This window comes from Pseudomonas sp. R84 (genome assembly GCF_009834515.1).
Classification (GTDB): Bacteria; Pseudomonadota; Gammaproteobacteria; order Pseudomonadales; family Pseudomonadaceae; genus Aquipseudomonas.
The window spans coordinates 5,299,660-5,318,943 of sequence record NZ_CP019426.1 but is presented as its reverse complement, the minus strand read 5'-3'; the positions used below and the strand labels follow the sequence as shown (position 1 = coordinate 5,318,943).

At 58.7% G+C, this 19,284-nt stretch carries 12 protein-coding genes; 5 read left to right on the top strand and 7 right to left on the bottom strand.

What is annotated here, in order from left to right:
• Positions 1-115: 115 nt before the first annotated feature.
• From leuA to PspR84_RS23380, 4 genes are all read right to left on the bottom strand, one after another.
• Positions 116-1,795, bottom strand: a complete 1,680-nt coding sequence (gene leuA, locus PspR84_RS23395; protein WP_016984364.1) for a 2-isopropylmalate synthase — start codon at positions 1,793-1,795, stop codon at positions 116-118.
• Positions 1,796-2,258: 463 nt separating this feature from the next.
• Positions 2,259-3,080 carry a M23 family metallopeptidase gene (locus PspR84_RS23390; RefSeq protein WP_160059309.1) on the bottom strand — a complete coding sequence of 274 codons (822 nt, stop codon included), beginning with the start codon at positions 3,078-3,080 and terminating at the stop codon, positions 2,259-2,261.
• Positions 3,081-3,083: 3 nt separating this feature from the next.
• Positions 3,084-4,463 (bottom strand): exodeoxyribonuclease VII large subunit, encoded by a 1,380-nt coding sequence (gene xseA / locus PspR84_RS23385; protein WP_160059308.1) that lies wholly within the window; start codon positions 4,461-4,463, stop codon positions 3,084-3,086.
• Between the two features lie 131 nt (positions 4,464-4,594).
• A complete protein-coding gene (locus tag PspR84_RS23380; protein WP_160059307.1) occupies positions 4,595-5,482 on the bottom strand; it encodes a LysR family transcriptional regulator in 888 nt (295 codons plus the stop codon).
• Between the two features lie 99 nt (positions 5,483-5,581).
• Between PspR84_RS23380 and PspR84_RS23375 the strand changes: the two genes are divergently transcribed.
• The 4 genes from PspR84_RS23375 (at position 5,582) to guaA (ending at position 10,243) form a co-directional block, all read left to right on the top strand.
• Positions 5,582-6,349, top strand: a complete 768-nt coding sequence (locus PspR84_RS23375; protein WP_160059306.1) for a sulfite exporter TauE/SafE family protein — start codon at positions 5,582-5,584, stop codon at positions 6,347-6,349.
• Positions 6,350-6,431: 82 nt separating this feature from the next.
• Positions 6,432-6,980, top strand: coding sequence for a sugar ABC transporter ATPase (locus tag PspR84_RS23370; RefSeq protein ID WP_077574417.1), 549 nt, complete (start codon positions 6,432-6,434; stop codon positions 6,978-6,980).
• Positions 6,981-7,096: 116 nt separating this feature from the next.
• The gene (gene guaB, locus PspR84_RS23365; protein WP_007916845.1) at positions 7,097-8,566 is read left to right on the top strand and encodes an IMP dehydrogenase; all 1,470 of its coding nucleotides are present in this window, start codon (positions 7,097-7,099) and stop codon (positions 8,564-8,566) included.
• 99 nt (positions 8,567-8,665) lie between these two features.
• Complete coding sequence (guaA, locus tag PspR84_RS23360) at positions 8,666-10,243, top strand: glutamine-hydrolyzing GMP synthase (RefSeq protein WP_160059305.1); 1,578 nt, start codon at positions 8,666-8,668, stop codon at positions 10,241-10,243.
• 76 nt (positions 10,244-10,319) lie between these two features.
• Here the strand turns inward: guaA and PspR84_RS23355 are convergent, their stop codons facing one another.
• The 3 genes from PspR84_RS23355 to treR all read right to left on the bottom strand — a co-directional run bounded on the left by PspR84_RS23355 (position 10,320) and on the right by treR (position 17,602).
• Complete coding sequence (locus tag PspR84_RS23355; protein ID WP_160059304.1) at positions 10,320-13,457, bottom strand: membrane-targeted effector domain-containing toxin; 3,138 nt, start codon at positions 13,455-13,457, stop codon at positions 10,320-10,322.
• 251 nt (positions 13,458-13,708) lie between these two features.
• The gene (locus PspR84_RS23350; RefSeq protein WP_238785165.1) at positions 13,709-16,846 is read right to left on the bottom strand and encodes a membrane-targeted effector domain-containing toxin; all 3,138 of its coding nucleotides are present in this window, start codon (positions 16,844-16,846) and stop codon (positions 13,709-13,711) included.
• A 51-nt stretch (positions 16,847-16,897) separates the two neighbouring features.
• Entirely contained in the window at positions 16,898-17,602 is a 705-nt protein-coding gene (treR, locus tag PspR84_RS23345) for a trehalose operon repressor (protein ID WP_160059302.1), read from the bottom strand.
• A gap of 234 nt (positions 17,603-17,836) precedes the next feature.
• Between treR and treP the strand changes: the two genes are divergently transcribed.
• On the top strand, positions 17,837-19,279 hold the full coding sequence (gene treP, locus PspR84_RS23340; protein ID WP_160059301.1) for a PTS system trehalose-specific EIIBC component: 1,443 nt from the start codon (positions 17,837-17,839) through the stop codon (positions 19,277-19,279).
• Positions 19,280-19,284 lie beyond the last annotated feature (5 nt).

The following is a 19,284-nucleotide window of genomic DNA, read 5'->3' as shown; positions in this document are numbered from 1 at the left end:
TCCACATGGCGTACGACATCACAATGTAGGAGCTGCCGAAGGCTGCGATCTTTTGATCTTCAACAAAAAGGCCCCGGAGTTCAAACGCCGGGGCCTTTTGCATTTCAGCGGTCGATTACGCCGCTTTCGCCTCAGGCTGGCTCAGCGAGCGGTTCAGCGCGCTGAACAGGGCCTTGAAGCTGGCCGTGGTGATGTTTTCATCGATACCCACGCCGTGCACCGCACGTTCGCCATTCACACGCAGCTCGATGTACGCCGCTGCCTTGGCATTGGTGCCCGCGCCGATCGCGTGTTCGTTGTAGTCCATGATCTCCACCGGAACCGGCAGGCCGGCGACCAGTGCTTCCAGCGCACCGTTGCCTTTGCCGCGCCAGTGCAGGTTGGTTTCGCCCTGACCTTTGCTCGCCACTTCCACTTCGACGGCGCTGTTGCCGTTTTCTTCCTGCAGGCGATGGCTGACCAGCGCGTACGGGGTGTTGGCTTGCAGGTATTCGCTGATCAACAGCGAGTGGATCTGCTTGGCGGTCATCTCCAGGCCGAGACGATCGGTTTCACGCTGCACCACCTGGCTGAATTCGATCTGCATGCGACGTGGCAGGCTGATGCCGTATTCCTGCTCCAGCAAGTAAGCGATGCCGCCCTTGCCCGACTGGCTGTTGACGCGAATAACTGCCTCGTAGCTGCGGCCAATGTCGGCCGGGTCGATCGGCAAGTACGGCACTTCCCAAAGCGCGTCTGGTTTCTGCTGGGAGAAGCCCTTGCGGATTGCATCCTGGTGCGAGCCGGAGAACGCGGTGTGCACCAGGTCGCCAACGTACGGGTGACGCGGGTGAACCTGAATCTGGTTGCACTCTTCGACGACTTTGCGCACGCCGTCGATGTCGGAGAAGTCCAGCTGCGGGTCGAGACCCTGGGTGTACATGTTCAACGCGACGGTGACGAGGTCGACGTTACCGGTACGCTCGCCGTTGCCGAACAGGCAGCCTTCGACGCGATCGGCGCCAGCCATCAGGCCCAGTTCGGTAGCCGCAACGCCAGTGCCACGGTCGTTGTGGGTGTGCAGGCTGATGATCACGCTGTCACGACGGTTGATATTGCGGCCGAACCACTCGATCTGATCGGCGTAGATGTTCGGTGTCGCGCACTCAACGGTGGCGGGCAGGTTGAGGATCATCTTGTGCTCAGGCGTCGGGTTCCACACCTCGATCACCGCGTCACAGACTTCCTTGGCGAATTCCAGCTCGGTAGCGCTGAAGGTTTCCGGCGAGTATTCGAAGGTCCACTCGGTGTCCGGCTGCATCGCCGCGTATTTGACGAACAGCTTGGCCGCGTTCACGGCGATGGCCTTGATACCGTCCTTGTCCTGGTTGAAGACGATGCGACGGAAAGAAGGCGAGGTGGCGTTGTACAAGTGAACGATGGCTTTTTTCGCACCGCGCAGGGATTCGAAAGTACGCTCGATCAAATCTTCACGGCCCTGGGTCAGCACCTGAATGGTGGTGTCGTCCGGGATGTGGCCTTCTTCGATCAGGGTACGCACGAAGTCGAAGTCGGTTTGCGAAGCGGCCGGGAACGAGGCTTCGATTTCCTTTACACCGACCTGCACCAGGGTTTTCCAGAAGCGCAGCTTTTTCACCGCGTCCATCGGTTCGATCAGCGACTGGTTGCCGTCACGCAGGTCGGAACTGCACCAGATCGGCGCGGTGTCGATGGTTTTCGACGGCCAGGTGCGATCCGGCAGGTTGATGACAGGAAACGCGCGGTATTTCGAAGACGGATCTTTGAGCATGCTCATCGGGAAATTCCTTATTGTCTGGGCCGAAAAGAGGCGGCCTACCGGTGTTACGAATGTTCTGGGAAAAGCGTGGGACGAGGTGCCGCGATTCAGCCTGGCAGTCGTGCACTGACGAGGCACAGGCTGCGGTGCTGGCGAAGCTGAATGAGGGTGTGAGAGGTTTTCATGCCTTCAACCCTAACCGCGGGGGGAGAGGTTGGCAAGCAGTCGGAAAAAATTGAGAGGAATACTCGGAAAGCGGGTTTTTGCAGGATTTTATTGCGCTGGAGGTCGCTGATTATTGTGATATTTGCGCGAGGTTAGATTGGGGCGCAATTGAGTTTTTGAAGATTCATTGAGTGTGGCGGTGTTTGATAGGCCGCCTTCGCGAGCAGGCTCGTTCCCACAGGGGATCTTTGTTGTGATTAAGATCCCCTGTGGGAACGAGCCTGCTCGCGAAGAGGCCGGTCGCCTCAACACATATTCAAGGTTGAAATGCGCCAATGAAAATCGCCGGATCCACCCGCGCATCATTCAGGCTGACATTCCAGTGCATGTGCGGGCCGGTCGCGCGGCCGGTCATGCCAACCTTGCCGACCACCGCGCCGCGCGCCAGTTGATCGCCGACTTTCACATCAATCTTCGACATGTGGCAGAACATGCTGATAAAGCCCTGCCCATGGTCGACAAACACGGTGTTGCCGTTGAAGAAGTAATTGCCGGTGAGGATCACCTTGCCCGCCGCCGGGGTCTTGATCGGCGTACCCGCCGGCACCGCGAAGTCGAGGCCCGCATGCGGGTTGCGCTCTTCATCGTTAAAGAAGCGACGCACACCAAATTTGCTCGACAGCGGCCCATTGACCGGTTTGTCCAGCAGCAAATTGCTCGGTGTGTTCGGGCTGAAGCTGCGATACGCCTTGATCTGCTCGGCCAGTTCACCCTCGATGCGTTTGAGGTTCGACTGATCCGGGTTGACTTGCTGTTTGTTCTTCAGGGTAATGCGCTGTTCCGGGTATTTCTTGTTGCCCACGGTGAATGGCAGATTGCGCCCACCGCTGCTGATCTGCTGCGCGCCCGGCTTCACCGTCAACGGCACGCCGACAATCGCCAGCCAGTTGTTCTGTTCTTTCACCACCAGCACCGGTTTGCCCTGATACGTGGCTTTCGGTGCCTGCGCGGCCGCGCCCAGATCAACCACCGCCACGCCACCCGGCACCGGTTTGTTCAGCAGCCGGGTGATGTAACTGTCTGCGTGGGCATTGAAGGTCAGGCAGAGCAAAAACAATGGAGCGAGAAAACGCGGCATGGATCAGTCCAGTAAAGAGAGGGTGACAGGCGTCAGGTGATTGTCCTCGACGCGCACTTGCAGTTCGCCTTCGCCGAGTTTGGCTTTCAGGCGCTGGCCGGTGTGGGTCTGGGCGGCGTTGCGGATTGCGTGGCCACGCTCATCGAGCAGAATGCTGTAGCCACGACCGAGCGTTGCCAACGGGCTGACAACATGCAGCGTCTGCATCTGGCTGTGCAGTTGCAGACGGCGATTTTTCAGGCCTTCGCGCATGGCGCGGGGCAAGCGTTCGGCGAGGCTGTCGAGTCGCTGGCGCAGCATCGCCAATTGCCGTCCCGGATGTTGCCCGGCGAGACGGGTTTCCAGGCGGATCAAGCGTTCGCGGCGAGTATTGAGGTGACGCTCGAACGCCCGGCGCATGCGCATGTCCAGATCGTCCAGACGCTGCGCTTGCTGGCGCAGACGTTCACCGGGATGGCGCAGGCGACGGGCCATGCCTTCCAGGCGCAGGCGATCACGCATCAAACGGTCGCGCATGCGCATCACCAAGCGGCGATGCAGGCTTTCGACCTGACGGATCAGATGACTGGAATCCGGAGCGAGCAACTCGGCAGCTGCAGATGGCGTCGGTGCGCGCACGTCGGCAACAAAGTCGCTGATCGACACATCGGTTTCATGGCCGACGGCGCTGACAATCGGCGTCACGCACGCATCAACGGCACGGGCCACGGCTTCTTCGTTGAAGCACCAAAGGTCTTCCAGCGAACCGCCGCCACGGGCGAGGATCAACGCATCGAAGCCACGGGCATCGGCCATTTTCAGCGCACGAACGATTTGTGCGGTGGCTTCGCGGCCCTGCACGGCGGTCGGAATCAGCGTCAGTTGCACTTGCGGCGCACGGCGGCGGAACACGCTGATGATGTCGCGAATCACCGCGCCGGTCGGCGAACTGATGATGCCGATGCGTTGCGGATGCGCGGGCAGCGGCACTTTGCGTTCGGCACTGAACAGGCCTTCGGCGCTGAGCTTTTCTTTGAGTGCATCGAAAGCCAGACGCAGCGCGCCGTCACCGGCAGGCTCCACAGTGTCGAGGATCAGCTGATAGTCGCCACGGCCCTCGAACAGCGAGACCTTGCCGTGCACCTTCACCGCCAAGCCGTCCTTCAACGCCTGGCGCACTCGCGCGGCGTTCTGCCGGAACAGCGCGCAACGCACCTGCGCGCCGCTGTCTTTGAGGGTGAAATAGATGTGGCCGGACGCCGGGCGGGCGAGGTTGGAGATTTCGCCTTCGACCCAAATGTTGCTGAACACGTCTTCAAGCAACACCCGCGCGCGGCCGTTGAGCTGGCTGACGGTCAGGACTTCACGGTCCAGGCCAAGTCTTGCAAAGGGATCTTTAATCATGGGGCGCAGTTTAAAGGCATTTGCCGTTGAATCACCACAAGTCCCCTGTAGGAGTGAGCCTGCTCGCGATAGCGGTGTGTCAGTCGCAGGATAGGTTGAATGTTCAACCGCTATCGCGAGCAGGCTCACTCCTACAAGGGGGTTGTGAAGTTTTCGATGAAGTGGTGAATCAGCGGAGTGGGATTCTGGCGATAGGCGAGGGCGACGGTGCTTTGGCAATCGGGATCGGCCAGCGGTACAAAACGCACGCCGCTCGGGGCGATGTCCTGCATCGATTCCGGCAGCAGTGCAATGCCGAAGCCGGCCCGAATCAACTGTAGCTGCGTGGTCTTGCGCGACATCACCCGCGCCGCTTTCGGGAAGAAACCCTGGCGCATGCACAAGTCGGCACACAGGTAGCTCAGTCCGCCGCGTTGCGGGTGTGGAATGGAGATGAACGCTTCGTCCTTCAATTGCGCCAGATCGACTCGCTCAGCCTCCGCCAATCGATGATCCATCGGCACCGCCAGCAGCAACCGCTCAGTAAACAGCGGCACAATCTGAAGCCCTTCACGCTGGCGTAACACCGGCAGGCGCAGCAAGCCAATATCGAGTCGGCCCTCGGCCAACTCTTCCAGTTGCGCCTCGGAAGACAACTTGCCGATGTCCAGCGATACACCGGGTTGTCGCTGCAGATACGCGCCGATGTCTCTGAGCAAACGGCCGCTGATCGACACTGTGCTGGAATGGCTGAGGCGCAAGGTGCCGAGCTGACCATTGCCGACCTCAGTGGCCATGGCGCTGGCCTTGCTCAGCTCATTGAGCAGATTTCTTGCCCGCGGCAAAAACGCTTCGCCCGCCGCCGTCAGTCGGGGCTGGCGTGCCGTGCGTTCGAACAGCGGTGTTTGCAGACGCGTTTCCATGTCCTTGATTTGCCGGCTCAGCGCCGATTGCGCGATAAACAGGCGCTCGGCCGCCGCACTGAAACTGCCGCATTCGGCGATTTCCACGAAGTAACGCAATTGACGGGTTGAAAGCACAGCAATGCCTTTTTGAGATGGGTCGGTGGCTTTGAAGATATTAGTCGCAACGCTCGACGCTGGCTAAAGTCATTGCAGGCTTATTAAGGACGCGAATCGATGAGCGTGGCGGGATTGTTGAGTGACTGGGCGTGGGGCGCCGGCGGCTGGGCGGTGATTGGGCTGGGGATCGCCCTGGCCTATATCGTTTTCGGCATTGCCGGGTTCGGCACGGCGTTAGTGGCCGGGCCGATCCTGATTCTGTTCATGCCGTTGTCGAAGATCGTACCGTTGCTGGTGCTGCTGGATTTTGTCGCGGCGTTCGGCAACCTGCTGCCGTCGCGGCGGGATGTGGCGAAACCGGAGTTGTTGCGGCTACTGCCATGCATGGCGGTGGGCTGTACGCTTGGGGTTATTTTCCTGCTCAACCTCAAATCCGATGTGTTGCTGTTATTGATGGGATTGTTTATCAGCGCTTACGCGATTTACAGCCTGTGGGTGAAAGCGCGGCCGACGCAATTGTCGGCGGGGTGGGCGGTGCCGATGGGCACGGTGGGCGGGTTGTTTGGGGCGCTGTTTGGCAGTGGCGGCTTTTTATATGCGATTTATCTCAACAGCCGACTGCCGAAAGACTCAGCTCGGGCCACGCAAAGTGCGCTGATCAGTTGCAGCACGGTGGTGCGTTTAAGTCTTTTTGCCATCGCCGGCGTGTATGCCGAGCTACCCTTGTTGATGTTGGCGCTGTGTTTGTTACCGGCCATGGCGTTGGGATTGTGGATCGGGCGGCGGTTGACCATGAAGTTGTCGCGCGAAGCGTTTGTGCGGCTGGTGACATGGCTGGTGCTAGCGAGCGGGCTGGCGTTGATCGGGCGCTACCTCAGCACTTGACCGGATTTCGTCAGGGATTAAGCTGCCGGCCTTTAGGGCCTCTTCGCGAGCAGGCGTCAGAAGCCATACCGCAGGACTTTCCATGAATTCGCAAAGCATCATCGTCCCGAAAATCTCCACCCTGCCGGTCCACGAGCCCCGGGCGCGGGCGATCGTGCGCTGGCTGGTACGCAAGAACATCATCAAAGAAGAGCTGAGCACCTGTGGCCGCACCGGCAATCGCATGGCTTACGCGATCGCTGACGGCGCGCGCGCCGTGGTGCTGCACCCGCAAGCGTTGCCGTTTGGTGAGCCGATCAACGGCTTGGAGATCGTCACCAAACGCTGCATCTACACCCCGGCCAAAGGTTTTCTCGAAGAAGCCGGTTGCGCCGAGTGCCGTCGCGAGGTCGGCGAAGCGCTGTTCGAAAGCCTTGAAGACTGGTTTCCAGGTCGCACCGACAACTTCACTTGCCCGGAATGCGGGCATGAAGATGACATCAACGGTTTTCTGTTTTTGCAGGAATGTGCGTTTTCCAACCTCGGTTTCATCTTCAACAACTGGCTGGAGGCGGGCTTCAAGCAGAGCTTTATCGATGAGTTCGCCGATTGGCTCGATCAACCTGTCTCTTGGGTCAAGGTGGAGCTGTAGGGCCGGGGATCTCCGTACATCAGCAACATTGATATTAAGCTGAGTTTTACATTGAACAGCAGGGGGTGGATGACTATAATGGCGCGCTTCCATTTTCCCGCTCGGGAGCCCCCGCGATGCTGCGTATCAGCCAAGAAGCTCTGACATTCGACGACATTCTCTTAGTGCCTGGTTATTCCGAGGTGCTTCCTAACGAAGTCAGTCTCAAGACCCGCCTTACCCGTGGCATCGAGCTGAACATTCCTCTGGTTTCTGCTGCAATGGACACCGTCACTGAAGCCCGTTTGGCAATCGCCATGGCTCAGGAAGGTGGCATCGGCATTATCCACAAGAACATGACCATCGAGCAGCAAGCTGCCGAAGTGCGTAAGGTCAAGAAGTTCGAAGCCGGCGTCGTCAAGGATCCGATCACCATCGAGGCTGATGCCACGGTTCGTGATCTGTTTGAATTGACCCGCATGCACAACATTTCCGGCGTTCCGGTGCTGCACGATGGCGACCTGGTCGGCATCGTCACCTCCCGTGACGTGCGTTTCGAAAGCCGTCTGGAAGCCACCGTCCGTGAAGTGATGACGCCCAAAGAGCGTTTGGTCACGATCAAGGAAGGCGCGAGCAAGGACGAAGCACGCGAACTGCTGCACAAGCACCGCATCGAGCGCGTGCTGATCGTCGACGACAAATTCGCCCTCAAAGGCATGATGACCGTCAACGATATCGAAAAAGCCAAAGCCTACCCGCTGGCCAGCAAGGACGATCAAGGTCGTCTGCGCGTTGGCGCCGCTGTCGGCACCGGTAAAGACACCGGTGACCGCGTTGCCGCTCTGGTCAATGCTGGCGTGGACGTCGTGGTAGTCGATACCGCGCACGGTCACTCCAAAGGCGTGATCGACCGCGTTCGTTGGGTCAAAGAGAATTTCCCTGAAGTGCAGGTGATCGGCGGCAACATCGCCACCGGCGCCGCTGCCAAGGCTCTGGCCGAAGCAGGCGCTGACGCAGTCAAGGTCGGTATCGGCCCTGGCTCGATCTGCACCACCCGTATCGTCGCCGGTGTCGGCGTCCCGCAAATCAGTGCCATCGCCAATGTCGCCGCTGCCCTTGAAGGCACTGGCGTTCCGTTGATCGCCGACGGCGGCATCCGTTTCTCCGGTGACCTGTCCAAGGCCATCGTAGCCGGTGCTTCCTGCGTGATGATGGGCTCGATGTTCGCCGGTACTGAAGAAGCGCCGGGCGAAATCGAACTGTTCCAGGGCCGTTCGTACAAGGCTTATCGCGGCATGGGTTCGCTGGGCGCCATGTCCCAGGCACAAGGTTCTTCCGACCGTTACTTCCAGGACTCCTCGGCAGGCGCCGAGAAACTCGTTCCGGAAGGCATCGAAGGCCGTGTTCCTTACAAAGGCACCCTGAGCGCGATCATTCACCAGTTGATGGGCGGTCTGCGTTCCTCGATGGGCTACACCGGCAGCGCCAACATCGAAGAGATGCGCACCAAGCCTGAATTCGTGCGGATCACCGGCGCTGGCATGGCCGAATCCCACGTTCACGACGTGCAGATCACCAAAGAAGCGCCAAACTACCGCGTAGGTTGAGCCTTCAAGCAATAAAGTAAGCAACCGGGGCTGTTTGATTCAGCCCCGAGTTGTTTCTGAATCACGACTGTTTCTGAACGACTTAGACGAGACTGAATCATGGCCCTCGATATTCACGCTCACCGCATCCTGATCCTCGACTTCGGTTCGCAATACACCCAACTGATTGCCCGCCGCGTGCGTGAAATCGGTGTGTACTGCGAACTGCACCCGTTCGACATGGACGAAGATGCGATCCGCGAATTCGCTCCTAAAGGCGTCATCCTCGCCGGCGGCCCCGAGTCCGTGCACGTCGCCGACAGCCCGCGCTGCCCAAAGGCAGTGTTCGATCTGGGCGTACCGGTCTTCGGTATCTGCTACGGCATGCAGACCATGGCCGAGCAACTGGGCGGCAAGGTTGAAGGTTCCGAACTGCGTGAGTTCGGTTACGCCCGCGTTGACGTGGTCGGCAAGAGCCGCCTGCTCGACGGCATCGAAGACCATATCGACGCTGACGGCCTGTTCGGCCTCGACGTGTGGATGAGCCACGGTGACAAGGTCACCAGGATGCCGGAAGACTTCCACATCCTCGCCAGCACCCCGAGCTGCCCGATCGCCGGTATGTTCAACGACGACCGTGGTTACTACGGCGTGCAGTTCCACCCGGAAGTGACCCACACCAAGCAGGGCGGTCGCATCCTGTCGCGTTTTGTCCTCGACATCTGCGGCTGTGAAGCCCTGTGGACCCCGTCGAAGATCGCTGAAGACGCCATTGCCAACATCCGCGCACAAGTCGGCACCGACAACGTGCTGCTGGGTCTGTCCGGTGGTGTTGACTCCTCGGTGGTTGCCGCGCTGCTGCACAAAGCCATCGGCGACCAACTGACCTGCGTCTTCGTCGACAATGGCCTGCTGCGTCTGCACGAAGGCGAGCAAGTGATGGCCATGTTCGCCGAGAACATGGGCGTCAAAGTCATTCGCGCCAACGCTGAAGATCAGTTCCTCAACAACCTGGCCGGCGAAGCCGATCCGGAGAAGAAGCGCAAGATCATCGGTCGTACCTTCATCGACGTCTTCGATGCCCAGTCCAATAAACTGGAAAACATCAAGTACCTCGCGCAGGGCACCATCTACCCGGACGTGATCGAGTCGGCTGGCGCGAAAAGCGGCAAGGCTCACGTAATCAAGTCGCACCACAACGTGGGCGGCCTGCCGGAAGAAATGAACCTGAAACTGGTCGAGCCACTGCGCGAACTGTTCAAGGACGAAGTCCGTCGTCTGGGCCTGGAACTGGGCCTGCCGTACGACATGGTCTACCGTCACCCGTTCCCGGGCCCGGGTCTGGGCGTGCGCATCCTCGGTGAAGTGAAGAAGGAATACGCCGACCTGCTGCGTCGCGCTGACCACATCTTCATCGAAGAACTGCGCAAAGCCGACTGGTACCATAAAGTCAGCCAGGCCTTCGTGGTGTTCCAGCCAGTGAAATCGGTTGGCGTTGTTGGCGACGGCCGTCGTTACGCCTGGGTCGTGGCCCTGCGTGCCGTAGAGACCATCGACTTCATGACCGCGCGTTGGGCACACCTGCCTTACGAATTGCTGGAAACCGTCTCCGGCCGCATCATCAATGAAATCGAAGGCATCTCCCGCGTCACTTACGACGTGTCGAGCAAGCCGCCGGCGACCATTGAGTGGGAATAATCCCGCTGCAGGTTGATTAACGAAAAACCCTTGGCCTGAAGCCAAGGGTTTTTTCGTTTCATGCCCTGAAAAACAGTTAGCCGGGCAAGCGACTTTGCAGGGTCAAGCCGATCTCTATCAGGCGCTGGGATAACGCGCCGATGTCACGGAACATGATGCCGCTGATTCGGGGCATCGACTGTGCCCAGATGTAAACCTGACCATCCCCTCGGCGATTCACCATTGTTCGAACAATATTGCCGTCGCTGTTGCGACGCACAAGCGTGTATGCATTCTGGGTTTTTTCGAGCATGAACATGCCGTTGCGATTCAGCAGGGTATTCACTGTTGCCTCAGTCCAACGCGGCACAGGCGTTTCGATCTGCAAGCGCAGATCAGCGAATAGAAAGTCGGATGAGTTGCGCGTCGATGCCCCGTTATCAAACGGGCCCCGAGCGACTTCCAGTCCCGGGTCTATCCTGACGCCGGCCACTTCGGTGGATGTCGCTTCTTCAATCCGTAACCCGATGCCACCCCTGAGTTCGCTGATGCCGGGCAGATTTCTGAAGGTATTGGTGCTCGTTGCCTCGACCAGGGCAACCCATTTGCCTGGTCTGTTGAGGAGCTCGTCCCCCCACATGATTTGAGAGGCGAGCCGGGCGTGGATCATCTGCTCTTCGATCGAGGTCAGCGGTACCTTCAGTTTGTAACTGTGCGCGACTTCAAGACCTTGGGCCCGGATGCCATTGGCCTGGGCTGTCTTGACCAGTTCAAGGATGTTGAATCGGTCATCAGGGTCGGTGCCCAGGCTGGACAAGTAGCCTCGAAGATCCTCTGACATCTCTCCCGACAGGAAAAAGTCGTTGAGATCTGCCTGAGCAAAATCACTCAGCAAACCCCGTACGTACAGCGTGTTGATATGCCGTGCGAACGCCGGCATGTTTTCGATCATGAAGCGTGTGCTGGCGATGCGATCAAGGGTTTCGCCGACGACCAGTCCATCGGTATTGGCAAAGATGCGATCAATCAACTCAGCCGTCTGCATCGCGGCATCGATTGGCGGGATGACGGGCCGTGCGGGCAAGTTGGTCCAGTTCAGCTCGGAGTAATACTCTTTGGCTTCGTTTAGCAAGGACGAGCGTCTGTCGCGAAAATAGGCCGCATACGTATCGACACTTGATGGTTTACCGCGGTTTGCACTGGAGAGCTCGGCGAACGTCTCGGGCAAGTTCATTGCCCATCTTTTCATTCTCGCCATGTCCACGCCTTCGATGTCGTTGAGGGGCGTCACCAGGCGCAGTGGTCGCGCAACCGGTGAAACCGGTTCGACGAGGGGAAGCTCCGCTGACGGCGTTGATGAAGCCTGGGCCGAGGACGAGGACAGGTCGGAGTCCAGGAAACAGGCCTTGCCCACGCATTGGCCGCCTCCCCTGAGACGCAAGGCGGGTATGCGTTGCCACTTGCCGCTACTGCCGAAGCGTACTGGCAATGAGTAAGCGAACTGATTGGGTCGCTCGGGATTGACGATGGCCCAGTTGCCGGCGTCTTCGGAGTCGGCGAAGTAGCGCACGTAGTACGCGCTACCCTCCATTTCGATGGCATGGCCCGGATCCTTGTCCAGGCGGTAAATACCTTCATATTTGCCCGGCGCTGCCTCTACAGAGCGGTGGGCCAGTAATTCGTTGCATCGATATCGGGCAGGAATCTTTGGCAAGGGCGAACCTTGGCGCGCAGCAGCCGTGGCCAACGGCCGGATGGATGCGATGGGAGTCTCGGTGGGGATTTCGTTTGTCAGCTCAACGGCTACCTCTGGATCAACCACCGGGACTGGCGGTTGATCCAGAGGCGGCAAGAAGGGTGAGTCTGGCGAAGTGAACTCGATCAACCCGAGCATTTCTTCAGCTTCGGCAAAATCCACCTGCGGGCCCACTTCAAGTTGCGCGCCCGTGCTGATCAGAAACGGAATGCTGAACACAATGTCGATGGCATTGAGCACTGCACCAGTAACACCGGCCTTGCGTTCGGTGGGCGTAATGCCGTTGATGGCCTGATCGATGTTCAATCCCATGTTCGCGATGCTGGCGCCAATCAAAGGCAACGCCAAGGGCCAGCCCACCGCTGCCATCGGGCCGAATACTTTCAGCCCGGCACTCAAATAACCGATCCAGAGTTTTTTGCGCAGGTCGCTGTTGGACGTGAGCGCCAAGTGCGCCTCGGCAACCATGCCTGAACGTGTCGACTCGCTCAACCAAGTGAATGCGTCACCGCTGATCGCGACGTTGCTGCGATTGATCATGCGGTGATCGCTGTGACCCCAGGTGCTCACCAGGCGGTTCATCAGATCGGTGAGGTTTTCGTTGATGTGATTACGGTCAGCCAGCGGGAAATGCTGGAGAAATGCCGTGCGCTTGTCGTCTGAATTCATCTGCTCAAGTATCCACCAATGCAGATCCGCTTCATTGTCCTTAAAGAGGAATGCTCGGGCCTCGCCTGGCAAGTAAAGGGTCTGGCGGCCACTGCTTTCCACCAGACGCAGAGCATTGAAGGCGACGTGGCCATCGAGATCCAGCGCCCGCACTTCAGCACCGACCGGGTGTAGCGCTTGCAGCATTTGCAAGGTAACGGGCCAAGTGACGGGCCCGATGACCGAGCCGACGATGCGCTGAAAATCAGCGCCATCCAGGTCACCCTGCTGCAGCGCCTGCACAGCCAGACTGAGAAAGTTGCACTTTGCCAGGGCGCGGAAGTTATCCGCCGAGGTTTGCCAGAATCTCGTCAGTTGACCTGTGTAGCGCGCGCTGAAGTCGACATCCCAGAATGCCCTCAGCACATCGCTGCCGAGCAATCGCACTTCATTGCTCTGATTGAAGTTCTCTGCCTCCGGGCCATCCGAGTAGAAGCCGCAGTAGAGGCCAAGCAGATCTGCGTTGTCTTGATCGGTCGCGCGAAAGCGATGGATCACCAACTGCGTGAGGGTGAGCGTTTCGTAAGGTTTTTCCAGCGCATGTTCCCAACCAGTGAAGGTCAACGCACTGCTCTGCGCCGTTTTGAAACGGTGGAAGTAAATCCGGTCAGGATCGAGGCCGGACAGTCCTTTTTCCGCCAGGATTTCGTTGGCGACTTGCCGGGCTGCGTCGAGCAAACTCGGGCAGGTCTGCACGATAGTCGCGGCAATGGCTTTGAGGGCAGTTTTATCCGCTGCGTTTGGCAGGAGACGTCGTTCGGGTGAGGTCATGCGTTCTTCATCCTTGAGAAACAAAGATCGAGCATGACTGATTCGCGCAAGGGCAGTGCACTACCGGGCTACCGCATTGCCCTTGTTGATAATAGGGTGGGAGTGCTGGAGGAGGGCAGATTGCAGGACGTCCTGCAGGCGCTAGCTGGCTTCACAAGTGCGGAGGAAGCTTGATGAAAAATGCCCGTCAGTTTTGCTGACGGGCATTTTTTGTTGTCGGGTTTCCCCTGCTCATGTTTAACCGGAGAGCCTCAATCAGGGATCCGGCTACGCAATATCAGTCCGGTATCGGACAGCCGCTGAGACATGTCCTTCAGGTTGGCGTACGCGATGTCATTCACCCGCTGCCACGCAGGTCGGTGAAGGGAGACTTTGCCGTCGCTCAATCGAGTTATCGGCGTGCGCTGGAGCATGCCTTGTTTGCTGCGGTGGATCAGCGTGTAGCTGTCCCCCGCTTTTTCAAACAGATACATGCCACGCCTGTACAAAAGATTCTCCAGCGTCTCCTCGCTCCAGGCCTGCTCAGGTGCCTGAACTTTCAATCGCAAGTCGGCGCGCAGAAGGTCCGGATTACCTTGCCTGACAGCGCCGCCGGGCGAGCTGCCGCGTGGTACTTCAATACCCGGATCGACATCAACGCCCAGGTCTTCACCGGGGCCGACTTCAGCGATTCTCAGGCCGATTGCTCCCTTCAACTCACTGACACCCAGTAGTCCTCTGAAGGTGTTGGTGTTTTGAGCATCCGTCACGACAATCCATTTCTGCGGGCTGTTGAGGTAGACGTCGCCGGTCATGATGTTGTTTGTCAGGTAGGTGCTCATCATTTGCTCGTCGACGGAGGGCAGAGGTGTTTTCATTTTGTAGCTCGCGGCGCAGTCGAGCGCCTGGACTCGAACCCCGTTCGCTCCTGCTATCTGAACCAGTTTCAGTGGGTTGAAACGACCGCCCGGATCGGTGCCGAGACTGATCAAATAACTGCGCAGGTCCGCGGACATAATGCCACTGGTGAAGTAGCGATTCAGTTCAACCTGAGCGAAGTCACTGAGCAGCCCGCGCAGGTAGAGGGTTTTCGCGTGGCGGGCCAATGCCGGCATGCTTTCAATCAGAAAACGCATGCTGGCGATGCGATCAAGGGTTTCTCCTACCACCAGACCTGATGCGTTTTCAAAAATGCCATCGACAAGTTCGGCCAGTGGCATCGAGCCGCTGAGCTCGGGCAGCGTTGGCCGCGCGGGCTGGATCATCCACGGCAGATTCTTGAAAAAGCTTCTGGCTGAACTCTGCAGTAGCAGGCGTTTACCAACGGCATGCAGCTCGAACGGGTCGTCCATGCCAAAGCCACCGGCCCCGTCGGGCTGTAACTGGGCATGGGTTTCGTTGAGGTTCAACGCCCAGCCTCTTATCGAACGGCGCACGAGCGGATCGATGTCGTAGGCGCTGTTCACCGGACGTGGAGGGCGCGATGTCGAGGGCTGCGGTTCTGCCGCCTCTTCTGCGGGTATCTCGGGCGGTACGGGTTCGAAGGTATCGAGTTCGATATCCGGGGTGCATTTTTTGCCCATGCATTGACCGCCTCCTTTGAGTCCCAGTGCAGGCATCCGCTCCCACTCGCCTGCGCCATTGAGGCGGACCGGTAAGGCGTGGACAAACTGATTGGGTCGCTCCGGGTCAACGATTGCCCAATCACCACTACCGCGAGAATTGGCGAAGTAGCGCACATAGTAGGGAGTGTCATTCATCAGAATGGCGTAGGGCGGATCGGAGTCGAGACGGTAAACACCGTGGTATTTCCCGGACTCTTCGTCGAGTGCTGTGCCGTCGAGCAACTCGTTGCATTGATAGCGTTCGGGCACCGGCGGCGGTGCGGTTTTTTGCGCCGGGATCAGCACGGTCTCGTGAAGATTCGGCAGGGTGATATCGACATCGTCCGGCACCATGATTGGCGATGGGTTGTCGCTCTCGACAGCAGGACTCAAGGCTTCGTTGTACTCGGCCATTTCTACGGCCTCCGCCGCCTCGACTTCTGCGCCAACCTCCAGCATCGACCCGGTGTCGATAAGTAATGGGAGGTTGAATAACAGGTTGATGCCACTCAAGACTGCGCCCAGCAAGCCGGCCTTGCGCTCGGCCCTTGTCTTGCCGTTTTGTGCCTGATCGATATTCAGACCCATGCTGGCGAGGGTGGCGCCAATCACTGGCAATGCCAGTGGCCAACCGACAGTGGCCATCGGCCCGAACACCTTGAGGCCCCCACTCAGGTAGCCGATCCACAGCTTTTTGCGCAGATCGCCATTGGATGTCAGCGACAGTTGGGCTTCTGCAAACATCGCCTGGCGAGTCGAGTCGCGCAGCCAACTGAATGCATCATCGGTCAGCACCAGGTTTGTACGGTTGATCAGGTGATGATCGGACCGGCCCCAAGTGCCCACCAGGCGATTCATCAGATCGGTCACGTTCTCGCTCATGTGTTGACGGTCGGCGAGGGCAAAGTGATCCAGGAAGGACGCGCGGCGTTTCGCGTCGTTCATCTGCTCCAGCACCCACCAATGCAGATCCGCCGCCGTGTCCTTGATCACGAATGCTTCGGCCTCACCGGGCAGATAGATAATCTGCCGACCCGCAGAGTCAACAATGCGCAGCAACCGAGTGGCGACATGCCCGTCGACGTCAAAGGCATAAACATCCCCCGTTGCAGTTCGACTCGCTTGCAGCATGTTCAGGGTGACCGGCCAACTGACAGGCCCCACCACTGAATTTACCAGCCATTGAAAGTCATGACTGGTGAGCTGCCCAAGATCCAGAGCCTGCACCGCCCTGTTGAGAAAATTGCATTTGGCCAAGGTGCGGAAATCGTCGGCGTGAGTGTTCCAGAAGTCCGTCAGGATGGCGGTGTAGTGACCACTGAAATCGAGGCTCCAGAACGCTTTCAAAACCTCGTTGCCATGCAGTCGCACCTGATTTTTTTCGTCGAAATTCCCGGTTTGCGGACCTTTTGTATAAAAACCGCCGTACAGGTCGAGAAGATCGGCGTTGTCCTGGTCGGTCGCGCGAAAACGATGAATAACCAGCTGTGTCAGGGTCATCGATTCGTAGGGCTTTTCATCGATGTGCTCCCAACCGGTAAACGTGTGGACGCTGCTCTGGGCAGTCTTGAAACGATGGAAGTAAACCTGATCCGGATCGAGGCTCGACAAGCCGTTTGCTTCCAGTAGATCACGGGCAGCTTGCTGTGCTGCTTCCTGCAGGCCGGGGCAGTTTTGCACGACAGTAAAGGCGATCTTCTTCAGAGCCGCTTTGTCCGCGGCGTTAGGCAGGGGCGGTGGTAGGTGGGCGTTCATGCTTTCTCCATCCTTGAGAAAATGAAGGCCAAGCATGGCCTGTTCACTCAAGTGGAGTGCACTACATATGTACCGCACATTGTTGTTCGAAACGTGCGGGGGTCAGCGTCGGGCTACGTCGGAAAAGTAGAACTTGTCGAGGGTGTGCCGTGATTCGGTGTACTCGAACTGACGACCGTCCTGAAGGAAGGTCTGGTTGCTGACCACGATCACATGGCTCTGGCCGTCGAGGTCCAGGTGCAGTTGATCGTCCTTGCTGCGCGGCACGGCTTCGATGGTGCGTTGGGCGTAGGCAATCTGTAACTGCAGAGTCTGTTCGATATGGGCGTAGATCGACTGTTCGGCGATATCGAGAGACAGGCCGGGAATCACTTCGCTGACAAAATGGTTGATGTCGAGGATGACCCGTTTGCCGTCAATCCGCCGCACACGCTTGATCCGCGTGATGAGGCTGCCCGGTTCGGCATGGATGTGCTCAAGCAGGGCGCCTTCGAGCGGGATCTGGCTCATTTCGACCACTTCGGTGCTGACGTCGTTGCCCAGGCGTGGGTAGGTCTCTTGAAAGCTGACGATGCCACCGAGCTGAAACTCGATCGGGTTGGTCGAAAGCACGAAGGTGCCCTTGCCGTGGATCTTCTGCGCAAAGCCGCGCTCCTGAAGCAGTTCGATAGCCTTGCGCACCGTGCCACGGCTGGCCTGATAGCTGTCCATCAGTTCGGTTTCAGAGGGCAAGCGGGCGCCGCGCTCCAGGCGTTCAGTCGTGATGCTGGCCAGCAGATCGCTATAGATCTGGTTGTATTTGCTCATGGGGAGGCTCGGTGCCGACGGTGCTCAAAGCTTCGAACCTTACGGCCAGGGTAGGGCTTTGTCCATGTGGACGATGGAAATCGCCTTAGGGACGAGTAGGAAAATTCGTCTTCGGTCTGGCGGGAACATACATAAACAAACTCGTCTGTACGAGTTGTTGCATTAACTCGTACAGACGAGTATTTTTCGCTTCGGCGTGCTGCCAATAACAACAATCCCAGCGGAAGAACAAGCATGAGCCACGACTACCCGAACATCGCCGCGCAATTGCTGCAGAGCCTCGGTGGCAGCGACAACCTCGAACAGGGCGCCCATTGCGTCACGCGGTTGCGACTGGCCCTGAAGGACCCGAGCCTGGTCGACAGCGCCACGCTCAACCAGATCGATCTGGTCAAAGGCTCGTTCTTCACCGGTGGCCTCTATCAGGTGGTGATCGGTCCGGGTGACGTGGAAAAGGTCTATGCCGAATTGCGTCGGCAGACCGGTCTCGCGGCGTCGACCATCGCTGACGTCAAACAGAAAAGCGCCGAAAAGATCAACGCCATGCAGCGTCTGGTGCGGGTGTTTTCCGACGTATTCATGCCCATCCTGCCGGCGCTGATCATTGCCGGCCTGTTGATGGGCATCAACAATCTGCTCGGCGCCAAAGGTATGTTCATCGAAGGGCAAACCCTGCTCGATGCCTACCCGAAACTCGACGGGCTGTGGAGCCTGATCAACCTGATGGCCAACACCTCGTTCGTGTTTTTGCCGGCGCTGGTGGGCTGGTCGGCGGCCAAACGCTTTGGCGGCAGCGAGATCCTCGGCATCGTGCTCGGTCTGATGCTGGTGCATCCCGATCTGCTCAACGCCTGGAACTACGGCAAGGCCGTGGCCGGGCTGGACGGGCAGCAACTGCCGTACTTCGACATTCTCGGGTTGTTCCAGGTGGAAAAGGTCGGTTACCAGGGGCAGATCCTGCCGATTCTGCTGGCCGCCTACGTGATGAGCGTCATCGAAAAATGGCTGCGCGCACGCGTGCCCAACGCGATTCAGTTGCTCGTGGTTCCGATCACCACCATCGTCGTCACCGGCGTGCTGGCGCTGGCGGTAATCGGCCCGGTGACTCGCCACATCGGAATCTTTATCACCGAAGGGCTGGTCATGCTGTTTGACCTGGCGCCGATGGTGGGTGGCGCGATTTTCGGTCTGCTGTATGCGCCGCTGGTGATCACCGGCATGCACCACATGTTTCTCGCGGTCGATCTGCAATTGATCTCGACCCAGGGCGGCACCTTCATCTGGCCGATGATCGTCATGTCCAATCTCGCTCAGGGCAGTGCCGCCCTGGCGGTGTTCTGGATGACCCGTAATGCGCGGGACAAGAGCATGGCGTCGACCTCGGCGATTTCCGCCTACTTCGGTATCACCGAGCCGGCGATGTTCGGGGTCAACCTGCGTTACAAATTTCCGTTCTATGCCGCGCTCACCGGCTCGGCGCTGGGCTGCGTATTCCTTTCGCTGAACAAGGTTCAGGCCTCGGCCATCGGCGTCGGTGGCCTGCCGGGATTCATCTCGATCATTCCGCAGTACATCCCGATGTTTGTGCTGGGGATGCTGATTGCCATGCTCGTGCCGTTTGTTCTGACCTGTGCATTGAGCATGAAGATTGTCCGGCCCGGTTATCGGGTTGCCTGAATCGA